General features: G+C 65.4%; 23 protein-coding genes. 18 read left to right on the top strand and 5 right to left on the bottom strand.

Annotated features, from left to right (window positions below; translation table 11 throughout):
* Window positions 1–187 precede the first annotated feature (187 nt).
* Complete coding sequence (locus tag QX010_RS29130) at window positions 188–2248, bottom strand: ATP-dependent helicase (protein WP_316183160.1); 2061 nt, start codon at window positions 2246–2248, stop codon at window positions 188–190.
* Window positions 2249–2444: 196 nt separating this feature from the next.
* Here QX010_RS29130 and QX010_RS29125 point away from each other — a divergent pair, with 196 nt between their 5' ends.
* The 10 genes from QX010_RS29125 to QX010_RS29080 all read left to right on the top strand — a co-directional run bounded on the left by QX010_RS29125 (window position 2445) and on the right by QX010_RS29080 (window position 13353).
* The gene (locus tag QX010_RS29125) at window positions 2445–4757 is read left to right on the top strand and encodes a Tex family protein (RefSeq protein WP_316183159.1); all 2313 of its coding nucleotides are present in this window, start codon (window positions 2445–2447) and stop codon (window positions 4755–4757) included.
* A gap of 165 nt (window positions 4758–4922) precedes the next feature.
* On the top strand, window positions 4923–5567 hold the full coding sequence (locus tag QX010_RS29120; protein ID WP_315800549.1) for an NAD(P)H-binding protein: 645 nt from the start codon (window positions 4923–4925) through the stop codon (window positions 5565–5567).
* Window positions 5568–5748: 181 nt separating this feature from the next.
* The gene (locus tag QX010_RS29115) at window positions 5749–6726 is read left to right on the top strand and encodes a TRAP transporter substrate-binding protein (protein ID WP_410051989.1); all 978 of its coding nucleotides are present in this window, start codon (window positions 5749–5751) and stop codon (window positions 6724–6726) included.
* A gap of 35 nt (window positions 6727–6761) precedes the next feature.
* A complete protein-coding gene (locus QX010_RS29110) occupies window positions 6762–8777 on the top strand; it encodes a HAMP domain-containing methyl-accepting chemotaxis protein (protein WP_316183164.1) in 2016 nt (671 codons plus the stop codon).
* 59 nt (window positions 8778–8836) lie between these two features.
* Entirely contained in the window at window positions 8837–9529 is a 693-nt protein-coding gene (locus QX010_RS29105) for an alpha/beta family hydrolase (RefSeq protein WP_316183157.1), read from the top strand.
* A 109-nt stretch (window positions 9530–9638) separates the two neighbouring features.
* Complete coding sequence (locus QX010_RS29100; protein WP_316183156.1) at window positions 9639–10121, top strand: hypothetical protein; 483 nt, start codon at window positions 9639–9641, stop codon at window positions 10119–10121.
* A 25-nt stretch (window positions 10122–10146) separates the two neighbouring features.
* Entirely contained in the window at window positions 10147–10608 is a 462-nt protein-coding gene (locus tag QX010_RS29095) for a hypothetical protein (RefSeq protein WP_316183155.1), read from the top strand.
* Window positions 10609–10715: 107 nt separating this feature from the next.
* Window positions 10716–11717, top strand: coding sequence for an ABC transporter substrate-binding protein (locus QX010_RS29090; RefSeq protein ID WP_316183154.1), 1002 nt, complete (start codon window positions 10716–10718; stop codon window positions 11715–11717).
* Window positions 11718–11759: 42 nt separating this feature from the next.
* Window positions 11760–12533: an ABC transporter ATP-binding protein gene (locus tag QX010_RS29085; protein ID WP_316183153.1), complete on the top strand. Its 774-nt coding sequence runs from the start codon at window positions 11760–11762 to the stop codon at window positions 12531–12533.
* Entirely contained in the window at window positions 12526–13353 is an 828-nt protein-coding gene (locus tag QX010_RS29080; protein ID WP_316183152.1) for an ABC transporter permease, read from the top strand. Before QX010_RS29085 ends, QX010_RS29080 begins: the two co-directional genes overlap by 8 nt.
* Before the next feature lie 10 nt (window positions 13354–13363).
* Here the strand turns inward: QX010_RS29080 and gtdA are convergent, their stop codons facing one another.
* Window positions 13364–14401: a gentisate 1,2-dioxygenase gene (gene gtdA, locus QX010_RS29075; RefSeq protein ID WP_316183151.1), complete on the bottom strand. Its 1038-nt coding sequence runs from the start codon at window positions 14399–14401 to the stop codon at window positions 13364–13366.
* 102 nt (window positions 14402–14503) lie between these two features.
* Between gtdA and maiA the strand changes: the two genes are divergently transcribed.
* A complete protein-coding gene (maiA, locus tag QX010_RS29070) occupies window positions 14504–15136 on the top strand; it encodes a maleylacetoacetate isomerase (protein WP_316183163.1) in 633 nt (210 codons plus the stop codon).
* On the top strand, window positions 15126–15635 hold the full coding sequence (locus QX010_RS29065; RefSeq protein WP_315800540.1) for a MarR family transcriptional regulator: 510 nt from the start codon (window positions 15126–15128) through the stop codon (window positions 15633–15635). Before maiA ends, QX010_RS29065 begins: the two co-directional genes overlap by 11 nt.
* A gap of 38 nt (window positions 15636–15673) precedes the next feature.
* On the opposite strand, the gene QX010_RS29060 is transcribed toward QX010_RS29065, so the two are convergent.
* From QX010_RS29060 to QX010_RS29050, 3 genes are all read right to left on the bottom strand, one after another.
* The gene (locus QX010_RS29060; protein ID WP_316183150.1) at window positions 15674–17287 is read right to left on the bottom strand and encodes a benzoate-CoA ligase family protein; all 1614 of its coding nucleotides are present in this window, start codon (window positions 17285–17287) and stop codon (window positions 15674–15676) included.
* Window positions 17284–18423 carry an FAD-dependent monooxygenase gene (locus QX010_RS29055; RefSeq protein ID WP_316183149.1) on the bottom strand — a complete coding sequence of 380 codons (1140 nt, stop codon included), beginning with the start codon at window positions 18421–18423 and terminating at the stop codon, window positions 17284–17286. The genes QX010_RS29060 and QX010_RS29055 overlap by 4 nt, the downstream gene beginning before the upstream one ends.
* 112 nt (window positions 18424–18535) lie before the next feature.
* The gene (locus tag QX010_RS29050; RefSeq protein WP_316183148.1) at window positions 18536–19489 is read right to left on the bottom strand and encodes a RimK-like protein; all 954 of its coding nucleotides are present in this window, start codon (window positions 19487–19489) and stop codon (window positions 18536–18538) included.
* 288 nt (window positions 19490–19777) lie between these two features.
* Here QX010_RS29050 and QX010_RS29045 point away from each other — a divergent pair, with 288 nt between their 5' ends.
* The 6 genes from QX010_RS29045 to QX010_RS29020 all read left to right on the top strand — a co-directional run bounded on the left by QX010_RS29045 (window position 19778) and on the right by QX010_RS29020 (window position 25884).
* Window positions 19778–20551, top strand: coding sequence for a ferredoxin--NADP reductase (locus QX010_RS29045; protein WP_315715287.1), 774 nt, complete (start codon window positions 19778–19780; stop codon window positions 20549–20551).
* A 210-nt stretch (window positions 20552–20761) separates the two neighbouring features.
* Window positions 20762–22327, top strand: a complete 1566-nt coding sequence (locus QX010_RS29040; protein ID WP_316183147.1) for an acyl-CoA synthetase — start codon at window positions 20762–20764, stop codon at window positions 22325–22327.
* Window positions 22328–22545: 218 nt separating this feature from the next.
* On the top strand, window positions 22546–24171 hold the full coding sequence (locus tag QX010_RS29035) for an FMN-binding glutamate synthase family protein (RefSeq protein WP_316183146.1): 1626 nt from the start codon (window positions 22546–22548) through the stop codon (window positions 24169–24171).
* Between the two features lie 81 nt (window positions 24172–24252).
* Entirely contained in the window at window positions 24253–24939 is a 687-nt protein-coding gene (locus QX010_RS29030) for an RNA polymerase sigma factor (protein WP_316183145.1), read from the top strand.
* Between the two features lie 96 nt (window positions 24940–25035).
* Window positions 25036–25557, top strand: a complete 522-nt coding sequence (locus QX010_RS29025) for a DUF4142 domain-containing protein (protein WP_316183144.1) — start codon at window positions 25036–25038, stop codon at window positions 25555–25557.
* A 9-nt stretch (window positions 25558–25566) separates the two neighbouring features.
* The gene (locus tag QX010_RS29020; RefSeq protein ID WP_316183143.1) at window positions 25567–25884 is read left to right on the top strand and encodes a cupredoxin domain-containing protein; all 318 of its coding nucleotides are present in this window, start codon (window positions 25567–25569) and stop codon (window positions 25882–25884) included.
* Window positions 25885–25890 lie beyond the last annotated feature (6 nt).

The following is a 25890-nucleotide window of genomic DNA, read 5'->3' as shown; positions in this document are numbered from 1 at the left end:
GAACATTCAACGCCATCTCCAAGAGCCGCCAAGAAAACGAGAATACCAAGCGTTAATTTGGTAAGTTAGCGCCAATGAGAGAGACCCCTCACCCGAGCGAGTATGATGCTGATAGTATCGATGCCCTCTCCCACAAGGGGAGAGGGCGCAGTCATGAGCACCGTGCGAGCGCTGCTGCCCCGTTAGCTCACCGCCACCGCTCGCGCATGCGAGCACCGAGATCGATCCGCGGGCCCTGGCTCGCCACCGCCGCGCCCCTCTGCATCCGCGGCCAGCTGGTGCGCTCGAACAGCGGCACCAGGGCCTCCGGAATGAACCGCGTGCGCGAGGCATAGACATGACGATCGCCGCGCACCGGCTGGCCGTGGACGAAGAAGCGCTGCGGCACCAGGAGATGCAGATCGTCCTTGGCGCGGGTCATCGCGACATAGAGCAGCCGGCGTTCCTCCTCCAATTCGGCGCTGGAGCCGGCGCCGAGATCGGATGGCATGCAGCCGTCGACGACGTTGAGGACGTGTACGGAATTCCACTCCATCCCCTTGGCGGAATGGATGGTGGAGAGGATCAGATAGTCCTCGTCGAGCAGGGGGACGCCGGACTGATCGGAGGTGGCGTCGGGCGGATCGAGCGTCAGCTCGGTGAGGAAGCGCTCGCGCGAGGGATAGCCGCTCGCGATCTGCTCGAGCTGCAGCAAATCGGCGGTGCGCACCTCCGCATCCTCATGAACGCGCTCGAGATGCGGCTGATACCAGTGCCTGACGCGCTCGATATCTCCGGGCCATTCCGAGACGCGCAACTGCTCCAGCGTGCGCACGAACGCGGTCCAGTCCTCGCCGGCGCGCGCCGGCGTTGGCTGCTCGCACAGCCGCGCGATCGGGTCGGCGCTGTCGCTGATGGCATCGAGCAGGCGCTGCGCCGAAGCCGGCCCGATGCCCGGGATCAGATGCAGCACGCGGAAGCCGGCGATGCGGTCGCGTGGGTTGGCAACGAAGCGCAGGCAGGCCAGCACGTCTTTGACGTGGGCGGCATCGAGGAACTTCAGCCCGCCGAACTTCACGAACGGGATGTTGCGGCGCGTGAGCTCGAATTCCAAGGGACCGCTGTGCGAGGACGTGCGGAACAGCACGGCCTGCTGCTTCAGCACGATGCCTTCCTCGCGCTTCGCCAGCACCTGTTCGACGATGTAGCGCGCCTGGTCGGTCTCGTCGCTGACGGTCACGAGCTGTGGCTTGCGCGAGCTCGTGCGGTCCGTCCACAAATTCTTGGTGAAGCGCTCGCGCGCCAGCCCGATCACGCCATTGGCCGCCGTGAGGATCGGCTGTGTCGAGCGGTAGTTGCGGTCGAGCGTGACGATGTCGGCGCGCGGGCTGAACTGATCGGGAAATTCCAGGATGTTGCGCACGGTGGCGGCGCGGAACGCGTAGATCGACTGCGCATCGTCGCCGACGACCGTGAGTCCCGCGCCATCAGGCTTCAATCCGAGCAGGATCTGCGATTGCAGCCGGTTGGTGTCCTGATATTCGTCGACCAGCACGTGATCGAATCGATCGCCGATCTCCCGCGCGATCGTGTCATCCGCCATCATCTGCGCCCAGTACAGCAGCAGATCGTCGTAGTCGAGCACGGCGTTGGCCTGCTTGGCTTCGACGTAAGCCGCGAACAGGCCCTTCAGCTCGCCCGCCCATTCCGCGCACCACGGAAAGTGCCGCACCAGGGCTTCCTCCAGCGGCATGTCGGCGTTGACGCAGCGCGAGTAGATCGCAAGGCAAGTGCCTTTGGTCGGGAAGCGCCGCTGCGTGTTGGACAGGCCGCGCTCATGCCGCACCAAATTCATCAGGTCGGCGGAATCCTCGCGATCATGGATCGTGAACACAGGGTCGAGGCCGACGCGCTCGGCGTAGTCGCGCAGCATCCGCGCGCCGAGGCCATGAAACGTGCCGGCCCAGGTCAGGCCCGCGGTAACGGCCTCGGCCTGGCCGCCCAGCACCTTGCGGGCGATGCGCTCGACCCTGCGGCTCATTTCGCTCGCCGCGCGGCGCGAGAACGTCATCAGCAGGATGCGGCGCGGATCGGCGCCATTGACGAGCAGATGCGCGACGCGATGCGCGAGCGTGTTGGTCTTGCCCGAGCCCGCGCCGGCGATGATCAGCAGCGGCGGGCCCGGCGCGGCGCAGGCACCGCCATGCTCGACGGCGCGGCGCTGCTCCGGATTGAGATCGTCGAGATATGTCGCAGCCGTGGCCTGCACGAATCGTCCCTCAGCCTGCAAGAATCAGTGATTTGCGCCGCATGTGCAACGCGATGGCCCGGTCGCGGCAGCGTTTTACATGATTCGCAACCGGTCTTTTTTGCCACGGTTGCCCACAGAGCGTCCGCCAGCCGCTTGCGCTGGCGCGCGTGCACTCCTATCCAATCAGCCCCGTCACGAATCTCGGAAGAACACCGTGTCGAATTTTGCCTCCATCATTGCCGCTGAGCTCGCCGTCAGGGATGCCCAGGTCCAGGCCGCGATCGACCTGCTCGACGGCGGCGCGACCGTGCCGTTCATCGCGCGCTACCGCAAGGAGGCGACCGGCATGCTGGACGACACGCAGTTGCGCACCTTGGAGGAACGGCTGCGATATCTGCGCGAGATGGATGCACGGCGCACCGCGATCATCGAGAGCATCAAGTCGCAGGGCAAGATGACGCCGGAGATCGAGCTGGCGCTCGCGACCGCCGACACCAAGGCCCGGCTCGAGGACATCTATCTGCCGTTCAAGGAGAAGCGCCGCACCAAGGCGCAGATCGCGAAGGAAGCCGGGCTCGAGCCGCTTGCCGACATGCTGATCGGCGATCCCATGAAGAATCCGGAAGACGAAGCGAAGGCATTCATCAAGAAGGACGGCGACAATCCGGTCAAGGACGTCAAGGCCGCGCTCGACGGCGCCCGCGCGATCCTGGTCGAACGCTTCGCCGAGCATGCCGACCTCGTCGGCTCGCTGCGCGAGGAGATGTGGACTCGCGGAGCTGTGAAATCGTCCGTGCGGCACGGCAAGAAGACCGAGGGCGCCAAGTTCGCCGACTACTTCGATTTCTCCGAGCCGTTCACCAAGCTGCCGTCGCACCGCATCCTCGCGATGCTGCGTGGCGAGAAGGAAGAGGTGCTGCAGCTCGATTTCGGCGATGGCGAGCCGGAGGACTCCAAGGATCCGACGCTGTATGAGAACCGCATCGCGGTGACATTCGGCATCTCGCGGCAGGGCCGCCCGGCCGATCAGTTCCTGTCGGACTCCGTGCGCTGGGCCTGGCGCACGCGCATCAAGACCTCGCTGGCGCTCGATATCCGCATGCGGCTGTGGCAGGAGGCGGAGAAGGAGGCGGTGCGCGTGTTCGCCGCGAACCTGCGCGATCTCCTGCTCGCCGCGCCCGCCGGCGGCCGCGCCACGCTCGGGCTCGATCCCGGCTTCCGCACCGGCGTCAAGGTCGCGGTCATCGACCGCACCGGCAAGTTCGTCGATCACGCCACGATCTATCCGCACGAGCCGCAGCGGCAGTGGAACGAGAGCATGCTGACCCTGGCGCAGCTCTGCGTGAAGCACGGCATCGATCTCGTCGCCATCGGCAACGGCACGGCGTCGCGCGAGACGGAGAAGCTGGTCAACGATTTGATGAAGCTGAAGCCGGATCTCAAGCTGACCAAGGCGATCGTGTCGGAAGCCGGCGCGTCGGTCTATTCGGCCTCGGAGTTCGCCGCCAAGGAATTCCCCAATCTCGACGTCTCGATCCGCGGCGCGGTCTCGATCGCGCGCCGCCTGCAGGATCCGCTCGGCGAACTCGTCAAGGTGCCGCCGGCCTCGATCGGCGTCGGCCAGTATCAGCACGATCTCAACCAGTATGAGCTGGCCCGCGCGCTCGATGCCACCGTCGAGGACTGCGTGAACGCCGTCGGCGTCGATCTCAACACCGCCTCGGCGCCGCTGCTGGCGCGGGTGTCGGGCATCGGCGAGAGCCTGGCGCAGAACATCGTCGCGCATCGCGATGCCAACGGTCCGTTCCCGACCCGCGACAAGCTCAAGGAGGTGCCGCGGTTAGGTCCGAAGGCGTTCGAGCAGTGCGCCGGCTTTTTGCGCATCCGCGACGGTGACAACCCGCTCGATGCCTCCGGCGTGCACCCGGAATCCTATCCGGTCGTGAAGAAGATCCTGGAGACGACAAAGAGCGACATCAAGGTGCTGATCGGCGACACCAAGACCTTGAAGACGCTCAATCCGGCGAAGTTCGCCGACGAGCGCTTCGGCGTGCCGACGGTCACCGACATCATCAAGGAGCTGGAGAAGCCGGGCCGCGATCCGCGTCCGGAGTTCAAGACCGCGACCTTCCAGGAGGGCGTCGAGAAGATCACCCATCTCAAGCCGGGCATGATCCTGGAGGCGACCATCACCAACGTCGCGGCTTTCGGCGCCTTTGCCGATATCGGCGTGCACCAGGACGGCCTGATCCACATCTCGGCGATGTCCGAGAAGCGCATCAACGATCCGCGCGAGGTGGTGAAGCCGGGGCAGGTCGTGAAGGTCAAGGTGCTCGACGTCGACGTGCCGCGCAACCGCATCTCGCTGACGCTTCGGCTGTCCGATCCGCTGCCGGCCAAGGGCGAGAAGCGGACCAGCGCACGGCCGCCTGCGGGGCGCATGACCACGCGTGAGGAGAAGCCGTCCGGCGGCGGCGCGTTCGCCGCGGCGATGGCCAAGGCCGCGGAGCGGCGCAAGGGCGCCTGAGGCGGATGGTGATGAGGCGCCGCGGAGGGCATGTCCCGTCTGCGGCGCCATCTCTGCGGCGCCATGGCATTCGGCGTCGTGGCATTCGGCGTCGTGTCGTTGCCGCCTTCCCTATCTCCGCGGCCACGCGTACATTGGTCGGCGGGTTGTGAGTGGGGACCGCGCATGACGAACCGGACCGTGATCATGGCCGGCGCAACCGGGCTGGTGGGACGGGAGCTGCTTCGCGGTCTGCTCGCCGATCCGACCGTGGATCATGTGCACGTCGTCGGCCGCCGTGCGCCCCCTGACGTTTCACCCAAGCTGACGGCCCATGTCGTGGATTTCACCGCGCTGCCGTCCCTGCCGCCGGCCGACGAGCTCTATCTGGCTCTGGGGACCACGATCAAGGTGGCCGGGAGCCAGGCCGCCTTCCGCGCCATCGATCACGACGCAAACCTCGCCGTCGCCAGGGCCGCGCTCGCGAGCGGCACCAGGCGCGTCGGTCTGGTCAGCGCGATGGGGGCAGATAGCACGTCGCGCGTCTTCTATAGCCGGGTGAAGGGTGAGCTCGAGGATGAGCTCACCGCACTGCCCTTCGAGGGACTGGTGATCGCGCGGCCTTCGCTGCTAGTCGGCGCGCGGACGGAGCTGGGACAGCCGAGCCGGCCGGGCGAGGAATGGGGCAACAGGCTGAACAACATCATCGGCTTCCTGATCCCGGCGAACTACAAGCCCATCGCCGCGGCGGACGTCGCCAACGCGCTGCTCATGGCTGTTCCTACAGTTGCCGGCAAGCGAGTGATGCTGTCAGGGGCCATGCGCCGATGATCGAGCCTGCCGCTCTTGCGTAGCGGCCTGGTCTCGCCATTTATGAAAAAAGCGAATTCGATTGGTGGGTTCGGCGATCTCCGTAGTTATACGGCTCATCGCCTGCGACTGTCGGGGTCTTAACATCTTAACCATATCTGGCTGTTAGTTGTGCATCGAGGAAAAACGAGCCCGGTGTTTCATGCGCAGACAGCTGCTTGAATTTTGTTTCTTGGCATTGGTGGGAACCCTGCTCGGATCCCAAGCGGCGACGGCGTCTCCGCGAATGGTGTCGCTGGTCTTCAACTCGCAGGTTCAGAATCCGCAGCAGGTCGGGTCGGACGAATTTCGCGTGAAGCTGCAGGCGCTGGCCGGCAAGCGGCTCATCATCGATGAGCGTGCGGGCAACGCATTCGGCAGCGAGGCGGCGGTGCTGGCTGCAACCCGGAGCGGCGCGGTGGACGTGGCCGTGGTGTCCGGCGGCATCGCCAGCGCGGTGGTGCCCGAGCTCGGCGTCTTCGACATCCCGTTCCTGTTTCGTGACACCGCGCATGCCAAGGCGGTTGCGCAAGGGCCTGTCGCCGCCGCGATCGGCGCCAAGTTCGCCGACAAGGGACTGGTGCTGCTGGCGCTCGGCAAGCAGGGCTTTCGCAATCTCACCAACTCAAAGCGTCCGGTCCGTACCGTCGATGACGTCAAGGGCCTCAAGATCCGCGTCATCCCCAATCCGGTCTACCAGATGACCTTCAAGGCGCTGGGCGCCGACGTGATGCCGATGGATTTCCCACTGGTCTATGCCGCGCTCAAGGACGGCCGGCTCGACGGTCAGGAAAATCCGGTCGCCACCATCGCGGCCAATCGCTTCGACGAGGTGCAGAAATATCTGACGCTCACCGGGCATTTCTTCGCGCCGATCGCTTTCGTCGCCAACCGCGCGATGTTCGACCATCTCGATGCGGCGGACCGTGATGCGCTGGTTGCCGCCGCCAAGGCGGCTGCGGAGGTCACCTGGCAGGCCCAGCTCGATGCGCAGAAGCTCGATGAGTTGCGCAAGGCCGGCATGGAGGTGATCGAGACGTTCGACCGCAAGACCTTCGTCGATGCGGTCAGGCCGCTCGACGCCGACTTCGAGAAGCGCTTCGGCAAGGAGCTGCTCGCCACCATCAGGTCCACTCCGTGAAACAGCCGGGCAAATCGATGAAACTGTCTTCTCTGATGTCTTGGATCGGTGTCCGCCCGCGAATCTTCGGCGGCTTCGCCCTGATCCTGAGCTTCCTGGTGTTGCTCGGCGTTTTCGCCATGATCCAGGTCGGGCGCATCGGCGGCACCGTGGATGAGCTCGTCACCAGCGCGGCCGGGGACGCCGGCATGTCGCAGGTGCGCGCCGCGCTGCTCGGTGCCAACGGCGCGGTCGAGAGATTCATCCGCACCTGGAACGTCGGTGACAAGGATGCGGCCAGCAAGGCGATCGACGCCGTTGGCGGTCTCGCCGATCAGGTCGAGAAGCAGTCCGGCCGTCTGAAGGTGCTGGCTGACGGCGTGGGACCGGTGCGAAGCGCGCTGGCCGCCTATCGCGCATCGTTCGTTGCCGCGGCCGAGGCCGTGGACCGGCTGCGCGCGGCGACCACCAAGACCGACGCATTGGGCGCCGTTGCCGGCATCAACATCGGCGGCATCCAGGTGGCCCTCGCCAATCGCGCTGGCAGCGAGCCGCTGATGAATCCGTTGCGTCTGGCCAGCGTCGTCGACGCGGTTCGCATCGCGGTGATGCGCTATACCAACACGTTGTCGAATGGCGATGCCGACGATGCCAGGCTCACCTTCGTCTATGCGAAGCTCGCGATTGCCGATACGGAAGCCGAGATCGCGGGTGTCGATGATGCCAAGCTGAAGGCGCTGGTTGCTGCGCTGAAAGAGGCTCTGACGGCCGATGCCGCTGCGCTCGAGGAAGTGATCAAGGTGGCCGCGGACCTGCGCGCCAAGCAGGCGGAACTCGCCAAGGCGAGCGCCTCGATCGATACCCAGGTCAGCCAGATCAACCGGCAGCTTGGGACCGCGCGTGCAGAGCAGGCCGCGAGGACCGGCGTCGCGGTCGAAGATACCAAGCAGACCGTCGTCGTGACGGCAGCCGCAGCGGTGATATTCGGAGCGGTGCTGGCCTGGCTGATCGGCGCCAGCGTGTCGGCGCCGATCCGCGGCATGACCGACCGCATGCAGTCGCTGGCGGCCGGCGAATTGGATCAGCCGATTCCCGGTGGTGAACAGCGCGACGAGATCGGCCGGATGGCGCGCGCCGTGGAGATTTTCCGTGACAATGCGCTTGCTGTCCGCCGCATGGAGCAGGAAGCGGCGGCACAGCGTGAAGCTGCGGAGGCCGAGCGCGCCCGCATGATGTCCGATCTGGCTGGCCGGTTCGAGCAGGGCATGCAGGGTGTCATCACCGGCGTCGGCGGGCGTGCGACGGAGATGGGCGAGAGCGCCAGCGAGCTGGCACGCGTCGCCGAACGCGGCCGCGGCCTTGCGGAAGCGGTCGCCAGCCGGGCCGAGCAGGCGTCCGTCAATGTGCAGACCGTGGCCTCGGCGACCCAGGAGCTCGCGGCCTCGATCAGGGAGATATCCTCCCAGGTGCAGCGCTCGGTCACGGTGTCGACCCGGGCGACGCACGAGACCCAGCGGACGTCCGAACTGATCGACGGGCTGTCCAGCGCGGCGGAGAGGATCGGCACCATCGTGCAACTGATTCAGGCGATCGCGAGCCAGACCAACCTGCTGGCGCTCAACGCCACCATCGAGGCGGCGCGTGCCGGCGAGGCCGGCCGCGGCTTTGCGATCGTCGCGAGCGAGGTGAAGAATTTGGCGTCGCAGACCGCGCAGGCGACGGAGCAGATCTCGAGCCAGATTGCGACCATCCAGAGCGCGACGCAGGAGACGGTCGGCGCGATCGCCCAGTTCGGAACGACGGTGCGGGAGATCGCCGAGATCTCCAATGCGATCGCCGCCGCGGTGGAGCAGCAGGGGGCCGCAACCAGCGAGATCGCCCGCAACGTCGAACAGGCGGCCAGCGGCACGGCGGCGGTGACGCAGGAGATCGGCGACGTGCGCAACGTGGCCGGGCAGACCGATGCCGGCGCTGAAGCTGCGCTGGCGGCGGCCGCCGCGCTGCAGCAGCAGGCCGCTTCGCTGAGGAGCAATGTCGCCGACTTCCTGCAGACGATCCGGACCGCGGCCTGAGCCGCAAAGCCGGTGGTCACTGGAGTTGACGCAGGGGACGCCGGCTCGCACTCTGGGGCATGACCGAGCACCAGCCGCGCTCCCTTGCGCTTCCCGTCGACGGCGCGGGCGTCGTGTCCGCGCTGTTCATGGCCCCGCCTCGGCCGCGCGCCTGTTTCGTGTTCGCCCACGGCGCGGGCGCCGGCATGAGCCACGTCTTCATGAGCCAGACCGCCGCAAGCCTTGCCGCACGCGGCATCGCGACGCTGCGCTTTCAGTTTCCCTACATGGAGAAGGGAAGCAAGCGCCCTGATCCGCCCGTGCTCGCCCACGCCGCGGTGCGGGCGGCCGTGGCGGAGGCCGCGCGGCTCTGTCCGGGGCTGCCGCTCGTCGCGGGCGGCAAGTCGTTCGGGGCGCGCATGACGTCGCAGGCGCAGAGTGCAGCGCCGCTGCCGGGCGTGGCCGGGCTCGCCTTTCTCGGCTTTCCACTTCACCCCGCCGGCAAGCCCTCCATTGCGCGCGCCGATCATCTCGACGCGATCGAGGTCCCGATGCTGTTCCTGCAGGGGACGCGCGACAAGCTTGCGGAGATGGAGCTGCTCGCGCCCGTCGTGAGGCGGCTGGGACCGCGCGCGACGTTGCATTGGCTCGATCAGGCCGACCACGCCTTCCACGTGCCTGCGCGCTCCGGCCGGAATGATCAGGCCGTCATGGACGAATTGACGGGGGCATTTGCGGTGTGGCTTCAGGCGCTCGAAGCCCGTGCCGGCTGACGCCCCGCAGCGGCCGTTTCTGAAAAAGTGATATGAGAACAAAAATAGAACTTCCATGTCGTCAGAGGTTGAGGCATAGTTGTACTCAAGGGCATGGGAGGGGAGTCCGATGAAGTCAGCGGTGTTGGCAGTGTCGGTGTGTGCGCTCGGCGTGCTGATGCAATCTGCAACTCCATCGTTCGCCGATGCCCGGTTGACCGCCATGGTGACCGTGAAGGGAACTTGCCAGAAGCTCATCGTCGCTGGAAAGGATCGCAGCTCGGAATGCAAGGGCGCGCTGCTCAATACCGACTATGACGATCAGCGCACCGGCTTCTACTTCACCTTGCTCGACGGCAGCATCGTCACGTTCTCGAATCGTGGCGATCTGCAGGAGCAACCTGGCCCCGACAAGTTCGTCACACCGGTCGACATGATGATCTTTGGCCAAAGTCGGACGGCGATCAACAGGGTGATGGCCAAGGGGCAGTGCCGCCACGGCAATCCATTCAAGGGACCCGACCTGATCGAATGCGCGGCCGACAGCGAGATCGGCCGCTTTGAAGGGCTGTTTCTGTCCAATGGCGAGAAGCCGGTGATGCAGACGTTCTGAGGCCGTCACCCTGTGCACAAGCAGGATGAACCAGCGGGAGGCTTCGTCGCGACGTCGCCCATCGTCATTCGGCCACCGTGTGGTACTCGCGGCAAAGGACCGGACCGCCGACTGCAAGGGTGCCTTGCTCAATACGCGCTACAGTGATGGACGAGCCGGCTTCTATTTCGTGATGCTCGACGGAGGGATGATGACCGTCTCGAGCCCCGGCGATGTCGAACAACGGCAGCCCGCGAACGCGCGCGCCTATCCCGTCGATATGATCATCTTCAAGGTGGATGGTGACATCCGCAAGCTCACGGCCAAGGGGATGTGCCGCGCGAAAAATATGGCCGGCGCTCTGTCGGGCTTGACCTGTCGGGCGGGCAGTGAAGCTGGGCGGTTCGAAGATGGGTTTTCCGCTGAGACCAAGGCAGTCGAGACCACGCCAACCGAGTCCAAGGCAGCCGGCACCAAGGCGGCTGGGAGCAAGATGCCCGGCCTCTGAGGCTGCGATCCCCTGAAAATTTGGCGCGACATCAGGCTCGAAATATTGCAACAAGTCGGCGTCATCGTTGGGCCGGGTGTGCGGGTCGCCAGATCTTGGAGAGTGTGATGTTCCGATGCGTTGGCTTCGTCCTGGGGCTGCTCTGGAGCCTCGTAGCAATCGGCACTGCGCTGGCCGACGACGCCAAGCTCCGGATCGGCGTTCTCCGGCTATCCTCGTCCGCGCCGGTGTTCATCGCGCTGGACAAGGGCTACTTCCGCGACGCCGGCCTCGACGTCGAGCTGAAGTTTTTCGATGCAGCGCAACCGATCGCCGTGGCGACGGCCACGGGCGACGTCGATGTCGGGGTGACCGCCTTCACCGCGGGATTGTACAACCTTGCAGGCAAGGGCGCGTTGAAGATCATCGCCGGCATGAGCCGCGACCGCCCGGGCTTTCCGCTGATCGGCTACTTTGCCAGCAACAAGGCCTATGAGGCAGGTCTCAAGACGCCGAAGGACATTGCCGGCAAGCGCGTGGCGATGACCCAGGTCGGGTCGAGCTTTCACTACTCGGTGGGGCTGCTGGCCGACAAATACGGCTTCAAGCTCGGCGACGTGAAGATCGTGCCGCTTCAGTCGATGTCCAACATGTCGGCCGCGATCAAGGGCGAGACCGTTGACGCGGCGCTGATGCCGGTTTCCGTCGCGCGCAAGCTGATGGAGGAGGGTGCCGTCAAACATCTCGGCTGGGTCGGCGACGAGACGCCGTGGCAGGTCTCCGGCGTGTTCGCCGGGCCGAAGACGCTGGCCAACACGGCCCTGGTCGGCAAGTTGCTGGCATCGCTTCAGCGCGCCGAGCGCGAGTATCATGATGTCGTGCTCGCCTCGGTCAAGGACGGCACTGCCGCCATCGACGACAAGACCAGGCCATTGCTGGAGATCGTCGGCAAGTACACCAACCTGCCGGTTGAGCAGGTCGTGGGCAATTGCGCCTATATCGATCCCGACGGCAAGCTCGACGTGAAGAACATCGACAGCCAGATCAAATGGCTTCAGGCGCAGGGTTTCGCAGACCAGGGCTATGATGCGGCTGCGATCATCGCCAAAGACCTCGTGAAGCCGGATTGATGAGGGCAGGCGCGGTGCGGACCTGCAGCGGGATCATCTGACATGGACCTGATCGCCGAGGCCATCAGCCACCGTTTCGACGCGCTCGAAGTGCTCGATGGCGTGTCGTTCACGGTGGGAGCCGGCGAGGTGGTGGCCATCGTTGGACCGTCCGGCTGCGGCAAGAGCACGCTGCTGTCGATCCTCGGCGGGTTGTTGCAGCCGAGCAAGGGGCAGGCGCTGCTGCGCGGAGCCCCGCCGCCCGGCAGCCTCAATCCCTTGACGTTCGTGTTCCAGGACTTCGCGCTGCTGCCGTGGGCGAGCGTCGCCGATAACGTCGCGTTTCCGCTCCTCCATACATCGCTGTCGACGCAGCAGCGCGCCGCCGCCGTCGACGATGCGTTGCAGCGGACCGGGCTGGCCGACTTCCGGACCGTCTATCCCAAGCAGTTGTCGGGCGGCATGCGCCAGCGGGTCGGCATTGCCCGGGCGCTGGCGGTCCGCCCGGCGATCCTGCTGATGGATGAGCCGTTGTCGGCGCTGGACTCGCAGACCCGCGAACTCTTGATGGAGGATTTCGTCGATCTGCTCGCGGACGGCACCATGGGGGCGATCTATGTCACGCATAATCTCGAGGAGGCGGTGCGGCTCGCCGATCGCATCGTCGTGCTGTCGCGCCGTCCTGGCCGCATCCGGAGGGTCGTCAGCGTCCCGGCGACGCGGCGCAGCCGCGGTGATGCCGGAGTGCGCGCGCAACTGCTGGACCTGCAGAACGAGCTCTGGGGGCTGATCCGGAGCGAGGCGATCGATGCCGAGCGCGAGGTCCAGAATGCTTGAACGGTCCCCGGCCGAACCGCCCGAGGTCGCCGGCAAGCAGGGCAAGAAGGTGCCGTTCCGCGGCGGCGGCTTCACGCCGGCCGCAAGCCGCTGGGCCGGCTGGCTGGCGCTCGCGGCGGTTCTCGGCCTGTGGCAACTGGTCGGCAGCCTCGGGCTGGTCAATCCCCTGTTCCTGCCGGCGCCGCTGACGATCCTGGGCGCGCTGTATCGATTGGCCGAAAGCGGCGCGCTCTGGCAGCATGTCTCGGCGTCGTTCGTGCGCATCGTATCCGGCTGGGCGCTCGGCACGGCCACAGGCATCGTCGTCGGCTTCGCGATCGGCCTCTGGCGCATTGCGCGCAGCATCGGCATCACGTTCGTCTCTGCGCTGTTTCCGATTCCGAAGATCGCTGTGCTGCCGCTGCTGATTCTTTGGCTCGGCATCGGCGAGCAGCCGAAGATCGCGACGATCGCGCTGGGCGTGTTCTTCTCGACCACGATCTCGGTCTATAGCGGCGTCGATGCGGTGCCGCGCAATTTGATCCGCATGGCGCAGAGCTTCGACGTGCCGTTCCCGACCATCGTCCGCCGCGTGATCTGGCCCGGGGCGCTGCCATCGATCCTCGCCGGTTTCCGCATCACCGCGTCGGTGGCGCTGATGCTGGTGGTTTCGGCGGAGATGATCGGCGCCGAGACCGGCATCGGCACTTTCGTGCTGCAGGCCGGCAACCTGATGCAGACCGATCAGCTGATGGCGGGGATCCTGATCCTGTCGCTGTTCGGCCTCGTCGTCGGCCGGCTGATCAGCATGCTCGAGGCGCGGCTGCTGCGCTGGCGGTGACGGACCGGCGTCACGCGTTGCCGCGATCCTCGCGGAACAGGTCGAGCTTCTGCTGCACCGGGCGATCCGAGAACGAGAACAGCACCGCATCCTCGTCCGGCTCGTGGCTGACCCATTGCCAGCTCGGAACGACGAACAGATCGCGCGGGCCCCATTCGAAGGTCTGGTCGCCGATGCGGCTGCGGCCCTTGCCCTCGATCGCGGTGAACACGGTCGCGTCGGTCGAGCGATAGCGCGCGGTCTTGAAGCCTTTCGGCAGCAGCTGGATGAAGGTGCCGATCGTCGGCATCGCAAAATCGCCGGTCTCAGGATTCGAGAATTTCAGCTTCAGCCCGTGGCAGGCATCCCATTCCTCGCTCCGCTTCGCGTTCTCCAGCGCCTCGCGCGTATAGACGTAGGGATAGTTGAAGATCGGTGATGTCCTGGATTTGCGCTTGGCGTCGACAGGCAGGAGGTTATGTCCGTAGCGCGCGAAGCTGTCGCCCGCGGGGCGCGCGACCTTCTGCTGGTCCTCCTGCGCGCCCTGCGCGAACGATGCGTCGAGAAACTGCACCAGCGGAATGTCGAGGCCGTCCAGCCAGAACATCGGCTCGGTGGTCTCATTGCCGTGATCGTGCCAGGTCATCGACGGGGTGATGATGAAGTCGCCCGGCTCCATCAGGGTGCGCTCGCCCTCGACGGTCGTGAAGGCGCCCTTGCCTTCCAGCACGAAGCGCAATGCGGACTGGCTGTGCCGATGGGCGGGGGCGACGTCGCCCGGGATCACCATCTGAACGCCGGCATAGAGCGAGGTGGTGATCTTGGATTGCCCGCGCAACCCGGGATTCTCCAGGATGAGCACGCGCCGCTCGGCCTCCTTCGCCGTGATCAGCCGCCCGGCCTCGATCATATAGTCGCGGATCGCCGCGAACTGCCACAGATGCGGGCGACAGGCGCTCTTCGGCTCGGGCGTGATGAGATCGCTCATCACCGTCCACAGCGCCGTCATGTTTTCGCCGTCGATCTTCTTGTAGAACGCCTCGCGCTCTGGTGTCGAAACCGCGGCCATGCGTCCCTCCCATGATCAGATGTCGTTCTTAATTGACAGTATACTGCCAATTTGATTACCGTCAAATACAACCAGAGCCATCGCATCGGGAGGACTGCCATGATGAAGCTGCACGGCTATTTCCGCAGCAGCGCATCCTATCGCGTCAGGATCGCGCTCAACCTCAAGGGTCTCACGGCCGAGCATCTGCCGCATCACCTCCGCAAGGGCGAGCAGCGCGCGCCCGCCTATCTCGCGCTCAACCCGCAGGGTTTGGTCCCCGCGCTCGAGGACAACAGCGGCGTCGCGTTGATCCAGTCGCTTGCGATCATCGAATGGCTCGACGAGACCCATCCTGAGCCACCGCTGCTGCCGAAGGATCCGTTGCGGCGCGCCCAGGTCCGCGCCTTCGCGCAGGTGCTCGCCTGCGACACCCATCCGGTGCAGAACCTGAAGGTGCTGGCGCGGCTCCGGGAGCTCGGCCTGCCCGAGGACAAGGTCACGGCCTGGGCCGGCTGGGCCAATCGCGAGGGGCTCGCTGCCTGCGAAGCGCTGATCAAGCATGAGCCCGGACCATTCTGCTTCGGTGCCGCGCCGACCCTGGCGGATCTGTGTCTCGTGCCGCAGCTCGGCAATGCACGCCGCTTCGGCGTCGATGTCGCAGCGTTCCCGCGCCTGCTGCAGGCCGAATCCGCGGCGAAGGCGCTGCCGGCCTTCGCCGATGCTGCTCCGGAGCGTCAGCCCGATGCCGAGTAGGCCGCCCGACATCACGATGGACGCAGTCTACACCAAGCCGGGCTATCTGTTCCGGCGGATGCAGCAGATTGCGGTGTCGATCTTCGTCGAGGAGTGTCGGGAGTTCGACCTGACGCCGGTGCAATACGCGGCGCTGGTCGCGATCCAGACGCACCCGGGCATCGATGCCACCCGGTTGTCGGCGGTGATCGCCTTCGACCGTTCGACGCTCGGCAGCGTGATCGAGCGGCTGGAGAGCAAGGGCCATATCGAGCGCAAGCCGTCGGCCGAGGACAAGCGCGTCAAGCTCCTTTACCTGACCAGAACGGGTGGCGCACTGCTCCGTGCGATCATGCCGGCGGTCGATCGCGCCCAGGCCCGCATGCTGGCGCCGCTGAAGGCCGCGGATCGCAAGATGCTGATGGCCCTGCTGGCGCAGCTCGTCGATCTCAACAACGAGGTCTCGCGGGTGCCGCTGCGCGCCGAAGATGCGCTGGAGCATCTTGGCAAGGCCGGCTGATCGCGGAGCTCCGCGGCTCTCGGGCGGACGGCCTCGATTCACAGCCGCATCACCGCCTGGCGATCGATCTTGCCCGTGCCCGTCTTCGGCAACTCGTCGAGGAACACGATCTCGCGCGGATATTTGTAAGGCAGCAGCTTCGTTTTCACGTAATCCTGCAGCGCCTTGACCGTTGCGGGCTCGTCCCTGGATCTGCCGTTGGTGACCACCACGGCCTTCAGGCTCATGCGACGATCCGGCAACTCGTGCGCAAACACGGCGCACTCCCGGATATCGGGATGCTCGGCGAGGCAGAGCTCGACTTCGAGCGGATAGACCCATTGTCCGGAGATCTTGACCAGATCGTCGGCGCGGCCGCGGAAGAAATGGAAGCCGTCGGCATCACGCACGAAACGGTCGCCGGTGTAGATCCAGCCGCCATCGCGGATCGTCTCCGCGGTCTTGTCCGGACGGTTCCAGTAGAGCGGCGTGTTCGAGTCGCCGCGTACCCAGAGAATGCCCTCTTCGCCGGTGGCGACCTCGCGTCCTTCGCCGTCGCGCAGCGCGATCTCGTAGCCGGGGACGCGCAGTCCGGCGGCGCCGAGCTTCTTGCGGTCCTCGCGGTTCGAGAGATAGACGTGCAGCACCTCGGTCGAGCCGAGGCCTTCGACGATCTCCAGGCCGGTCAGGCTCTTCCAGCCGTTGAAGACCTCGGCCGAGAGCACCTCGGCCGCGGAGACCGCGAGCCGCAGTGACGAGAAGTCCGCCTCCTTCGCACCCTCGGCCTTGGTGAGCGCGGTGTAGAGCGTCGGCAGGCCGAAGAACACGGTGGGACGGAAGCGGCTGATCGCATCGAAGATGGCGGCGGGTTTCGGCTGGCCGGGCAGCAGCAGCGTCGTCGCTCCGGCCGAGAATGGAAAGGTGATCGCGTTGCCGAAACCGTAGGCGAAAAAGATCTTGGGCACCGAGAAGCAGATGTCGTCCGGCGTCAGCCGCAGCACGTTGCGCGCGAACGCCTGCTCGCTATAGGCCATGTCGTGCTGCAGATGGACGATGCCCTTGGGGCGACCGGTGGAGCCGGACGAGTACATCCAGAACGCCATCTCGTCGCGGTGGGTGTCGGCCTCCGCCAACTGATCGCTGAAGTCGTGCATCCACGCATCGACGGCAACCGTCGTTGCGACGGCCGTGGCCGGCACATCGCCGTTGACGACGATCAGCGTGCGCAGCGCGGTCTCGGCGCAGGCCTGGGCGTCGAACCGTCCGGCAAACTCGGCGTCGGCGACCGCGACCTTGGCGCCGGAATCAGCCAGATAGAATTGCAGCAGATCCGGCGGCGTCAGCGTGTTGATCAGCAGCGGCACGAAGCCGGCGCGCACTGCGCCGAAGAACGCGGCCGGATAGGCCGGTGTATCGTCGAGGAACAGCAGGACACGATCGCCGCGGCTGAGCCCGAGCGCGGCGAAGCGGTTGCCCCAACGGCAGGCGTCGGCACACAGCTCGGCATAGCTGCGCTGGCCGGCGGGACCGATCAGCGCAGCCTTGTCGGCGTTGCCTCTGGCGAGATTGTCGAACAGCACGCGGCTGGCATTGTAGCGGGTGGGAATCGCGAAGCCGATCTCGCGCGCGCCGACGCTGTCGCGCGGAACCTTGTCGGCGATCTCTTGGGTCATACGTGCGCTCCCGTGCTCCGAGACGCCTCGTAGCGGGCCATGAATTGCGGGGCCATCGCGCGCAGCCTCGCGTCATCGATGCGCCCGGACCGGGTGATATAGCTGTAGGCAAAATCCATCAGGCCAAGATTCATGTGCGCCGGGAAGGACTCGTACCAGTCGCTGCTGGTCCGGGCCGCCGTCACCAGCTTCTTCACGATCGGCTGCCGCTCGGCCTGATAGCGGACGAGGCCGTCGGAGAGACTGCTCTCGGCATCGAGCACCTTGGCGAGCGCGATCGCGTCCTCGATCGCCAGCCGCGTGCCCGAGCCGATCGAGAAGTGCGCGGTATGCAGCGCGTCGCCGATCAGCACCATGTTCCGGTGCCACCAGTGCTCGTTCCAGACCCAGGGGAAATTGCGCCACACCGAGCGGTTGGAAACCAGCGCGTGACCATCGAGCGTGGCGGCGAACACCTGCTCGCAGACGCGTCGGGATTCATCGACCGACATCTCGGCGAAGCCATAGGCGTGCCAGGTGGCGCGATCGCATTCCACCAGGAACGTGCTCATGTCCGGCGCATAGCGATAATGGTGCGCGTTGAAGCTGCCATGGTCGGTCGCGACGAAGGTCTGCGACAGCGTGGCAAAGGTCTTCGACGTGCCGTACCAGGCGAACTTGTTGCTGGAGTAGGACACGGAGAAGCCGAAATCGCCTTCGAAGCTGCGGCGGACCAGCGAGTTCAGCCCGTCGGCCGCGACGATGAGGTCGTAGCCTGCGAGCTGGTCGAGCGACTGGACGGTCGTGCCGTAGCGGGCGACGACGCCGACGCTCTCCGCGCGGGCCTGCAGCAGCTTCAATAGCTCGAGCCGGCCGATCGCGGAAAAGCCGACGCCGTCGATCTCGACGGTCTCGCCGCGCAGATTGAGCGTGATGTTGCGCCAGCTCTCCATGCGCGGCGCGATCGCGTCCACGGTGTCGGGATCGTCGGCGCGCAGGAATTCAAGCGCCTGGTCGGAGAACACGACGCCAAAGCCCCAGGTCGCTCCAGCCGGATTCTGCTCGAACAGATCGACCACGGCGGCGGGGTGCCGCTTCTTCCAGAGATAGGCGAAATACAGCCCGCCAGGGCCGCCGCCGAGCACGGCGATGCGCAAGGACGTCCTCCATATTGACAGTATACTGTTTATTTTGGACCGGAGACTAATCCCTCATCCTGATCGAGGCCAGAGAAATCTTATTGCTGGAGATCGGGCCGCCGGCCGCGCGTCATTTCGGTGGGCCTCTGCCGAAGATGGTGTCGAGCGCGGCGAAATAAGTGCTCTCGACCAGCTCCGGCGCATGCCGGCCGAGCGCCTCCATCTTCACGCCCGAATTGATTTCGAGCACCTGCCAGCGTCCATCGGCCAGCACGAGGTCGACCGATGCGTAGCGGATGCCGATGACGCGCGCCGCCGCGGTGGCGAGCGCAGCACAGAGGTCCCGTTGCGCGCCGGGTTCGAGCAGCTCGGGTTGAGCCCCGAATTCGAGATTGTGGCGCCAGCTCAGCAGGCGCTGCTCGCCACGCGGCACGACGGCGCGCAGCGCAGACGCGTCGAATTCCGCGTCGAGGCGCCGCAGGAGTTGCGCGTGTCCCGCGGCCGGAGTGGCCGCCAGCGCGAGGTCGCGGAGCGACTTGACGCCATCGCCCATCACGATGGGGCGCTGCTTGCGATAGACGATCATGGCTGCGTCATCGAGCTGCACGACCCGGACTTCGTCGATGATGTCCATGAGCGGCGCGATCGCGACGTTCGCGTCGGTCTCGAAGATGCCGTTCACTGCGCGCAGCAGGTCATCCTTCGCCGTGACGCGGACCACCGACCGCCCCGAGGTGCCCTCGTTGGGCTTGACCACCAGCCCGCGCGGATGCGTTTCGAGCAGCGCCAGCACGGCCTCGGCCGTCTGGCCGGACTGGCCGCCAAGGACCGGCGCCAGAAAGAATGCGTGTGGAACCGCGGCAATCCCGTCGGCTCTCAGCAGCGCCGAGGTCGCCGCCTTGTCACAGGCCAGCCTGTGCGCCACCGCACTGTTCAGGCCGAGATCATAGCCGAAGATCAGGTGACGCCGGGTGGCATCCTCGAGCACCAGCAACCAGCCGTCCTCCCGCACGTCGAGCGCGATGCCTCGTTCGGCGCAATAGCGGGTGATGGCGGCGAGCTGGGTCTGCGGATGGTTAATCATTGCTCAAGGATTGGGCCGGAGGTGCGGAATTAAAGTGCTGGAAAATCGGAATCTCGGCAAGTAAATTACCCACATCGTTTGTGTGCGAATGAACGGCCGATCGAGGCGATTCCGGGCATCAGCCGGCATGCATTTGATCGTGATCAATGGTGCGTCCACGCGGGTTGATTATTCGCTGTTTTCACGTACATCAGGCGCCGAAATCGCTGGATCTATAGGGTTTTTGCGGTCCTGCCTCCGTCACGACTTGTTTCTTCCAACTTCAGCCCACGTGAAAAAACAAACGACATGAGCGCGTTCTATAAAGAGAAAGTTCTTTCCGTTCACCACTGGACGGACACCCTGTTCTCCTTCCGAGCCACCCGCGATGCGGGCTTCCGCTTCCAGAATGGTCAGTTCGCGATGATCGGCCTTGAGGTCGAGGGCCGCCCGCTGCTGCGCGCCTACAGCATGGCGAGCGCCAATCACGAGGAGGAACTCGAGTTCTTCAGCATCAAGGTGCAGGACGGTCCGCTGACCTCCCGGCTGCAGAAGATCAAGGAAGGCGACACCATCCTGGTCGGCCGCAAGGCGACCGGGACGCTGATCCCCGACAACCTGCTGCCCGGCAGCCGGCTGCTGCTGCTGTCGACCGGCACCGGCCTTGCCCCGTTCGCCAGCCTGATCAAGGATCCCGACGTCTACGAGCGTTTCGAGAGTATCGTGCTGGTCCACGGCTGCCGCCAGGTCGCCGAGCTCGCCTATGGCGAGAGCGTCGTCGCCAAGCTGCGCGAGGACGAGCTGTTCGGAGAGCTGCTCGACGGCAAGCTGCAGTATTATCCGACCGTCACCCGCGAGCCGTTCCGCAACCGCGGCCGCATCACCGACCTGATCTCGTCGCAGCAGCTGTTCAACGATATCGGCCAGCATGAGCTCGACATCGCCAAGGACCGCATCATGATGTGCGGCAGCCCGGCGATGCTGGAGGAGCTCAAGACCATGTTCGAATCCCGCGGCTTCCTCGAAGGCAGCGGCAACGAACCCGGCCATTTCGTGATCGAGAAAGCGTTCGTCGAGCGCTGAGCCGCCAAGCTTCCGACTTTGACACTTTCGAAAGAGCGCCTCGACGCAATCGGGGCGCTCTTTTCGTTGGCAATATCCTCCTTGCGCGTTTCGAAGCGGCCGTGCGATTTTCGGCAGCAAGACCGGACCTGCAGACGTCCGGCGCGACACAGGGAGGGGACTTGGATTGCCCGAGCGGCGGCCATCCCCGATACAATGAGGGGTACGGCCATGGATTCCATCGTTCGCAGACAGACGCTCGGTGACCTCCTGCGGCGGAGCGCGGCGCGCACGCCAGGCAAGACGGCGGTGATCTGCGGCGATACGCGTTGGACCTACGCCGAGTTCAACGCCATCGTCGACCGCCTCGCGGCCGGCCTCGCCGCGCGCGGCGTCGGCAAGGGCGAGCGGGTCGCCATCCTCGCGCGCAACTCTCATGCCTTTGCCGCCCTGCGCTTCGCGCTGGCGCGGCTCGGCGCTGTCCTGGTGCCGATCAATTTCATGCTCAAGCCGGAGGAGGTCGCCTACATCCTCAAGCATGCGGGCGCGCGGCTGCTCGCGACCGACAGCGGCTTTGCCGGCGTGGCACGTGCTGCCAAGGCGCTGGTGCCGGCGGTCGAGCAATTGATCTGGCTGCCGTCGGAAGGTTCGAGCGAGCGGCAGGCCGACATGATCGATTTTGCCGAGCTCGCGGCCTCGACGGCGACGGTGCCTGCCGCCGAGATCGCCGGAGGCGACGTCGCGCAGATCGTCTACACCTCCGGCACGGAGTCGCTGCCGAAGGGCGCGATGCTGACCCATGACGCCGTCATTTGGCAGTATGTCAGCTGTATCGTCGATGCCGGCATTTCCGCCGACGATGTCACCCTCCACGCGCTGCCGCTGTATCACTGCGCGCAGCTCGACGTGTTCTTCGGGCCGTCGATCTATGTCGGCGCCACCAACATCATCACCGCGTTTCCGACGCCGGACAATCTGCTGCCGCTGATCGCGAAATATCGCATCACCTCATTCTTCGCGCCGCCGACGGTGTGGATCTCGATTCTGCGCTCGCCGCTGTTCGAGACCACCGACTTGTCCACTTTGCGCAAGGGCTATTACGGCGCCTCGATCATGCCGGTCGAGGTGCTGCGCGAGCTGGCGCAGCGGCTGCCGAAGGTGCGTCTGTGGAACCTGTATGGCCAGACCGAGATCGCGCCGCTGGCGACAATGCTCGGACCCGACGATCAATTGCGCAAGCCGGGCAGTTGCGGCCGCGCCGTGCTCAACGTCGAGACCCGGATCGTCGATGACGACATGAATGATGTCGCCCCGGGCGAGGTCGGCGAGGTCGTACACCGCTCGCCGCATCTGATGCTCGGCTACTTCCATGACGACGAGCGCACTGCCGCCGCCTTCCACGGCGACTGGTTTCATTCCGGCGATCTCGCGACCATCGACGACGAAGGCTACATCACCATCGTCGATCGCAAGAAGGACATGATCAAGACCGGTGGCGAGAACGTCGCCAGCCGCGAGGTCGAGGAGGCGCTGTATCTGATCCCGGAAGTGTCGGAGGTCGCCGTCGTCGGCCTGCCGCATCCGCGCTGGGTCGAGGCGGTCGTGGCGATGGTCGTGGTCAAGTCCGGCTGCGAGCTGACCGAGGAGGCGGTGCTCAAGCAGGCTTCGACCAGGCTGGCCTCGTTCAAGACGCCGAAGCGGATCGTGTTTGTCGATGCGCTGCCCAAGAATCCCAGCGGCAAGCTCTTGAAGCGTCAGTTGCGCGAGGCGCATTCGGGGCTGTTTGCGGAAGGGTAAGCGGCTGCCGCCTTCGAGCAACTTGTAACGGCGCCGGGGGAGTCTCGGAGGCCCGCCCGGCGCTGCGGCTCGATCTTGCGGCGCGGCAGACGATAGCCTGGGGCTATCGACGTCGTGATATCATCAATGGCCGATTGCGCGCGCTTGTGTAACGATTGCTTCGCGATAGCAGTACTATCGTGACACCGGACCTTCCACGAGCCGCCCCGAGGCCTTCCATGGATACGCTGCTGCTCCCGTTCTCGCCGCGCTTCATCGTGCTGACGATCTGCGCCACGGCGACCGCTTTGCTGCTGATCCTCGGCATCTACGACCGCAAGATCTTCGATCTGGTCCTGATCCCGCTGCTGATCTTCGGTGCGCTCACCCTGCTCGGCATCCGCGATCTCGTGCAGAAGAGCCACGCAGTGCTGCGCAATTATCCGATCTCGGCGCATATGCGGTTCTTGCTCGAAGAGATCCGGCCCGAGATGCGGCAGTATTTCTTCGAGAGCGAAAAGGACGGCATGCCGTTCTCGCGCGACACCCGCGCGGTGGTCTATCAGCGCGCCAAGATGGAGCTCGACAAGCGCCCGTTCGGTACCCAGGAGGACGTCTACCGCGAGGGCTACGAATGGATGCACCATTCGATCGCTCCCAAGCCGCAAGCGGAGGAGAAGTTCCGCATCACCATTGGTGGTCCGGATTGCACCAAGCCGTATTCGGCCTCGGTGTTCAACATCTCCGCCATGAGCTTCGGCGCGCTGAGCCCGAATGCGGTGCGTGCCCTCAATGGCGGGGCGAAGAAGGGCGGCTTCGCCCACGACACCGGCGAAGGTGGCTTCAGTCCCTATCACGCCGAAATGGGCGGCGACATCATCTGGGAGATCGGCTCCGGCTATTTCGGCTGCCGGCGTCATGATGGCACGTTCGATCCCGAGGCGTTCACGCGGGTCGCGAGCCACGACCAGATCAAGATGGTGGAGCTCAAGATCAGCCAGGGCGCCAAGCCCGGCCATGGCGGGGTGCTGCCGGCCGCCAAGGTGTCCGAGGAGATCTCGAAGATCCGCGGTGTCTCAATGGGCGAGGATTGCATCTCGCCGCCGGCGCATCGCGCGTTCTCGACGCCCATCGGCATGATGCAGTTCATCAGCGAGATGCGGCGACTGTCGGGCGGCAAGCCGGCCGGCTTCAAGCTGTGCATCGGCCACCCCTGGGAATTCCTCGCGATCTGCAAGGCCATGCTGGAGACCGGCATTTATCCCGACTTCATCGTGGTCGACGGGAATGAAGGCGGCACCGGTGCCGCGCCGCTCGAGTTCATGGACCATCTGGGCATGCCGATGCGCGAGGGCGTCAGCTTCGTGCACAATGCGCTGGTCGGCCTTGGCATCCGCGACCGCATCAAGATCGGCGCCTCCGGCAAGATCGCCACCGCGTTCGACATGGCGCGCGCGATGTCGATCGGCGCCGACTGGTGCAACGCGGCGCGCGGCTTCATGTTCTCGCTCGGCTGCATCCAGTCCTTGAGCTGCCATACCGACAGATGCCCGACCGGTGTCGCCACCCAGGATCCGACGCGCGCTCGCGCGCTGGTCGTCCCGCACAAGCTCGACCGCGTCTACAACTATCATCACGCGACCCTGCATGCGCTGGCCGAGCTGCTCGCCGCCGCCGGTCTCGAACATCCGCAGGACCTGCGGCCGATCCACTTCTCACAGCGGACGTCGACCACTGAGGTGTCCTCGTTTGCCAAGCTGTATCCGGCGCTGCGTCCTGGCGAGCTGCTCGACGGCACCCAGGACGTCCGCTTCCGCGACGCCTGGGCGATGGCGCGAGCCGATACGTTCGCGGCGGTGCAGTAAAACGCCTTGCGTGATTGTTCTTGGGAACCTTCCGGCTCCAATTCCATCTAAGCCACGCGTGCTCAGCTTGGATGATCGACAATGCCTTGGACCACAGCGACCACAGTCTCCGCGGCGACGAGCGGCGAGGATGACCTGATCCGACGGGCAAAAGCCCGGGACGAGACCGCCATCCGAGCCATCCTCCAGGCCAACAACCGTCGCCTGTTCCGGATCGCCCGCGGCATCCTGCGCAATGACAGTGAGGCGGAGGACGTCGTGCAGGAGACCTATGTCCGGGCGCTCACCCATCTCGACGAGTTTCGCGGCCAGTCCAGCCTGTCGACCTGGTTGGTCCGCATCGCAATGAACGAGGCGATGGGACGCCTGCGCGGACAACGGCCCGCACTGCAACTGGATGTGCAGCACCAAGACAGGCCAGGGGCCGAGGTGATCCAATTTCCCGCTACGTCGAGCGATCCGGAGAAGTCTGTGGCGCAGCGCCAGATCCAGGCCGTCGTCGAACGGGCGATCGATGACCTGTCCGAGCCGTTTCGCCTGGTGTTCATCGCCCGCGCGATCGAGGAGATGAGCATCGACGAGACGGCGGACTTGCTCGGATTGAAGCCCGAGACCGTCAAGACGCGCTTGCATCGCGCCCGCGGCATGTTGCGCGAGAACGTCGAAAAGCAGATCGGTCCCGTCCTTCTGGACGCGTTTCCCTTCGCCGGCCCGCGTTGCGAGCGGCTGACCGACGCCGTGCTCGATCGTCTTCGACGTCCGGCGTGAAGATTCCCGGGAACGTCGGCTCCCGCTTTTCATCCAATCCCTGTGCAGCCATTCACCCGCCGGCCACGAGGTCCGGCGCCACAGGAGATGAGAACCATGTTCAAGCATATCGGCACGATCGCCGTCGCGCTCTGCGTCACGAGCAGCGCCGCCCTGTCGCACGGCGCCAAGCTCAGCGATCCGCAGATCGCGCATATCGCCTACACAGCCGGCGAAATCGACATCAAGGCGGCGAAGCAGGCCTTGGACAAATCCGGGAGCAAGGAAGTCAAGGAGTTCGCCCAAGGCATGGTGCGTGACCACGAGGCGGTCAACAAGCAGGCCCTCGCCCTCGTCAAGAAGTTGAAAGTCACGCCTGAGGATAACGACACCAGCCGCGCACTGTCGAAGCAGGCGAGCGAGAAGCTCGACGAGCTCGGCAAGCTCAAGGGCGCGGCCTTCGACAAGGCCTATATCGCCAACGAGGTCGCCTACCACAAGACGGTGAACGGCGCGCTGGAGACGCAGCTCATTCCGTCCGCAACCAACGCCGAGCTGAAGGAGTTGCTGCAGACCGGCCTGAAGCTGTTCCAGGGCCACGAGCAGCACGCCGAGCATGTCGCGGCGGATCTGAAGTAGGACGATCCCATGCTGTCGGGACGCATCACTCTCGTGAGCATGGTTGTGCTCGCCGCCGTGAGCGTTCCGGCGCGCGCGGCCACGATCCGGATCGTGGTGGACAAGCTCGAATTCTCGCCGGCCGCGGCTTCGGCCAAGGTCGGCGACACCGTCGAATGGGTCAACAAGGATGCGCTGGCTCATACGGCGACGGCGCGGGATGGCGCATTCGATGTCATTTTGCCGCCGAGCAAGACGGTGAGTTCGGTCCTCAAGAAGGCGGGCAAGGTCGACTACTACTGCCGCTTTCACCCCAACATGAAGGCGACCCTGACGATCGCGCCGTGACGCCGC

Origin of the sequence: Bradyrhizobium sp. SZCCHNRI1009 (assembly GCF_032487575.1) — a bacterium.
Lineage (GTDB): Bacteria > Pseudomonadota > Alphaproteobacteria > Rhizobiales > Xanthobacteraceae > Bradyrhizobium.
Note: the sequence above shows the minus strand (reverse complement) of the source record. Positions and strands in the feature narration are given on the sequence as shown.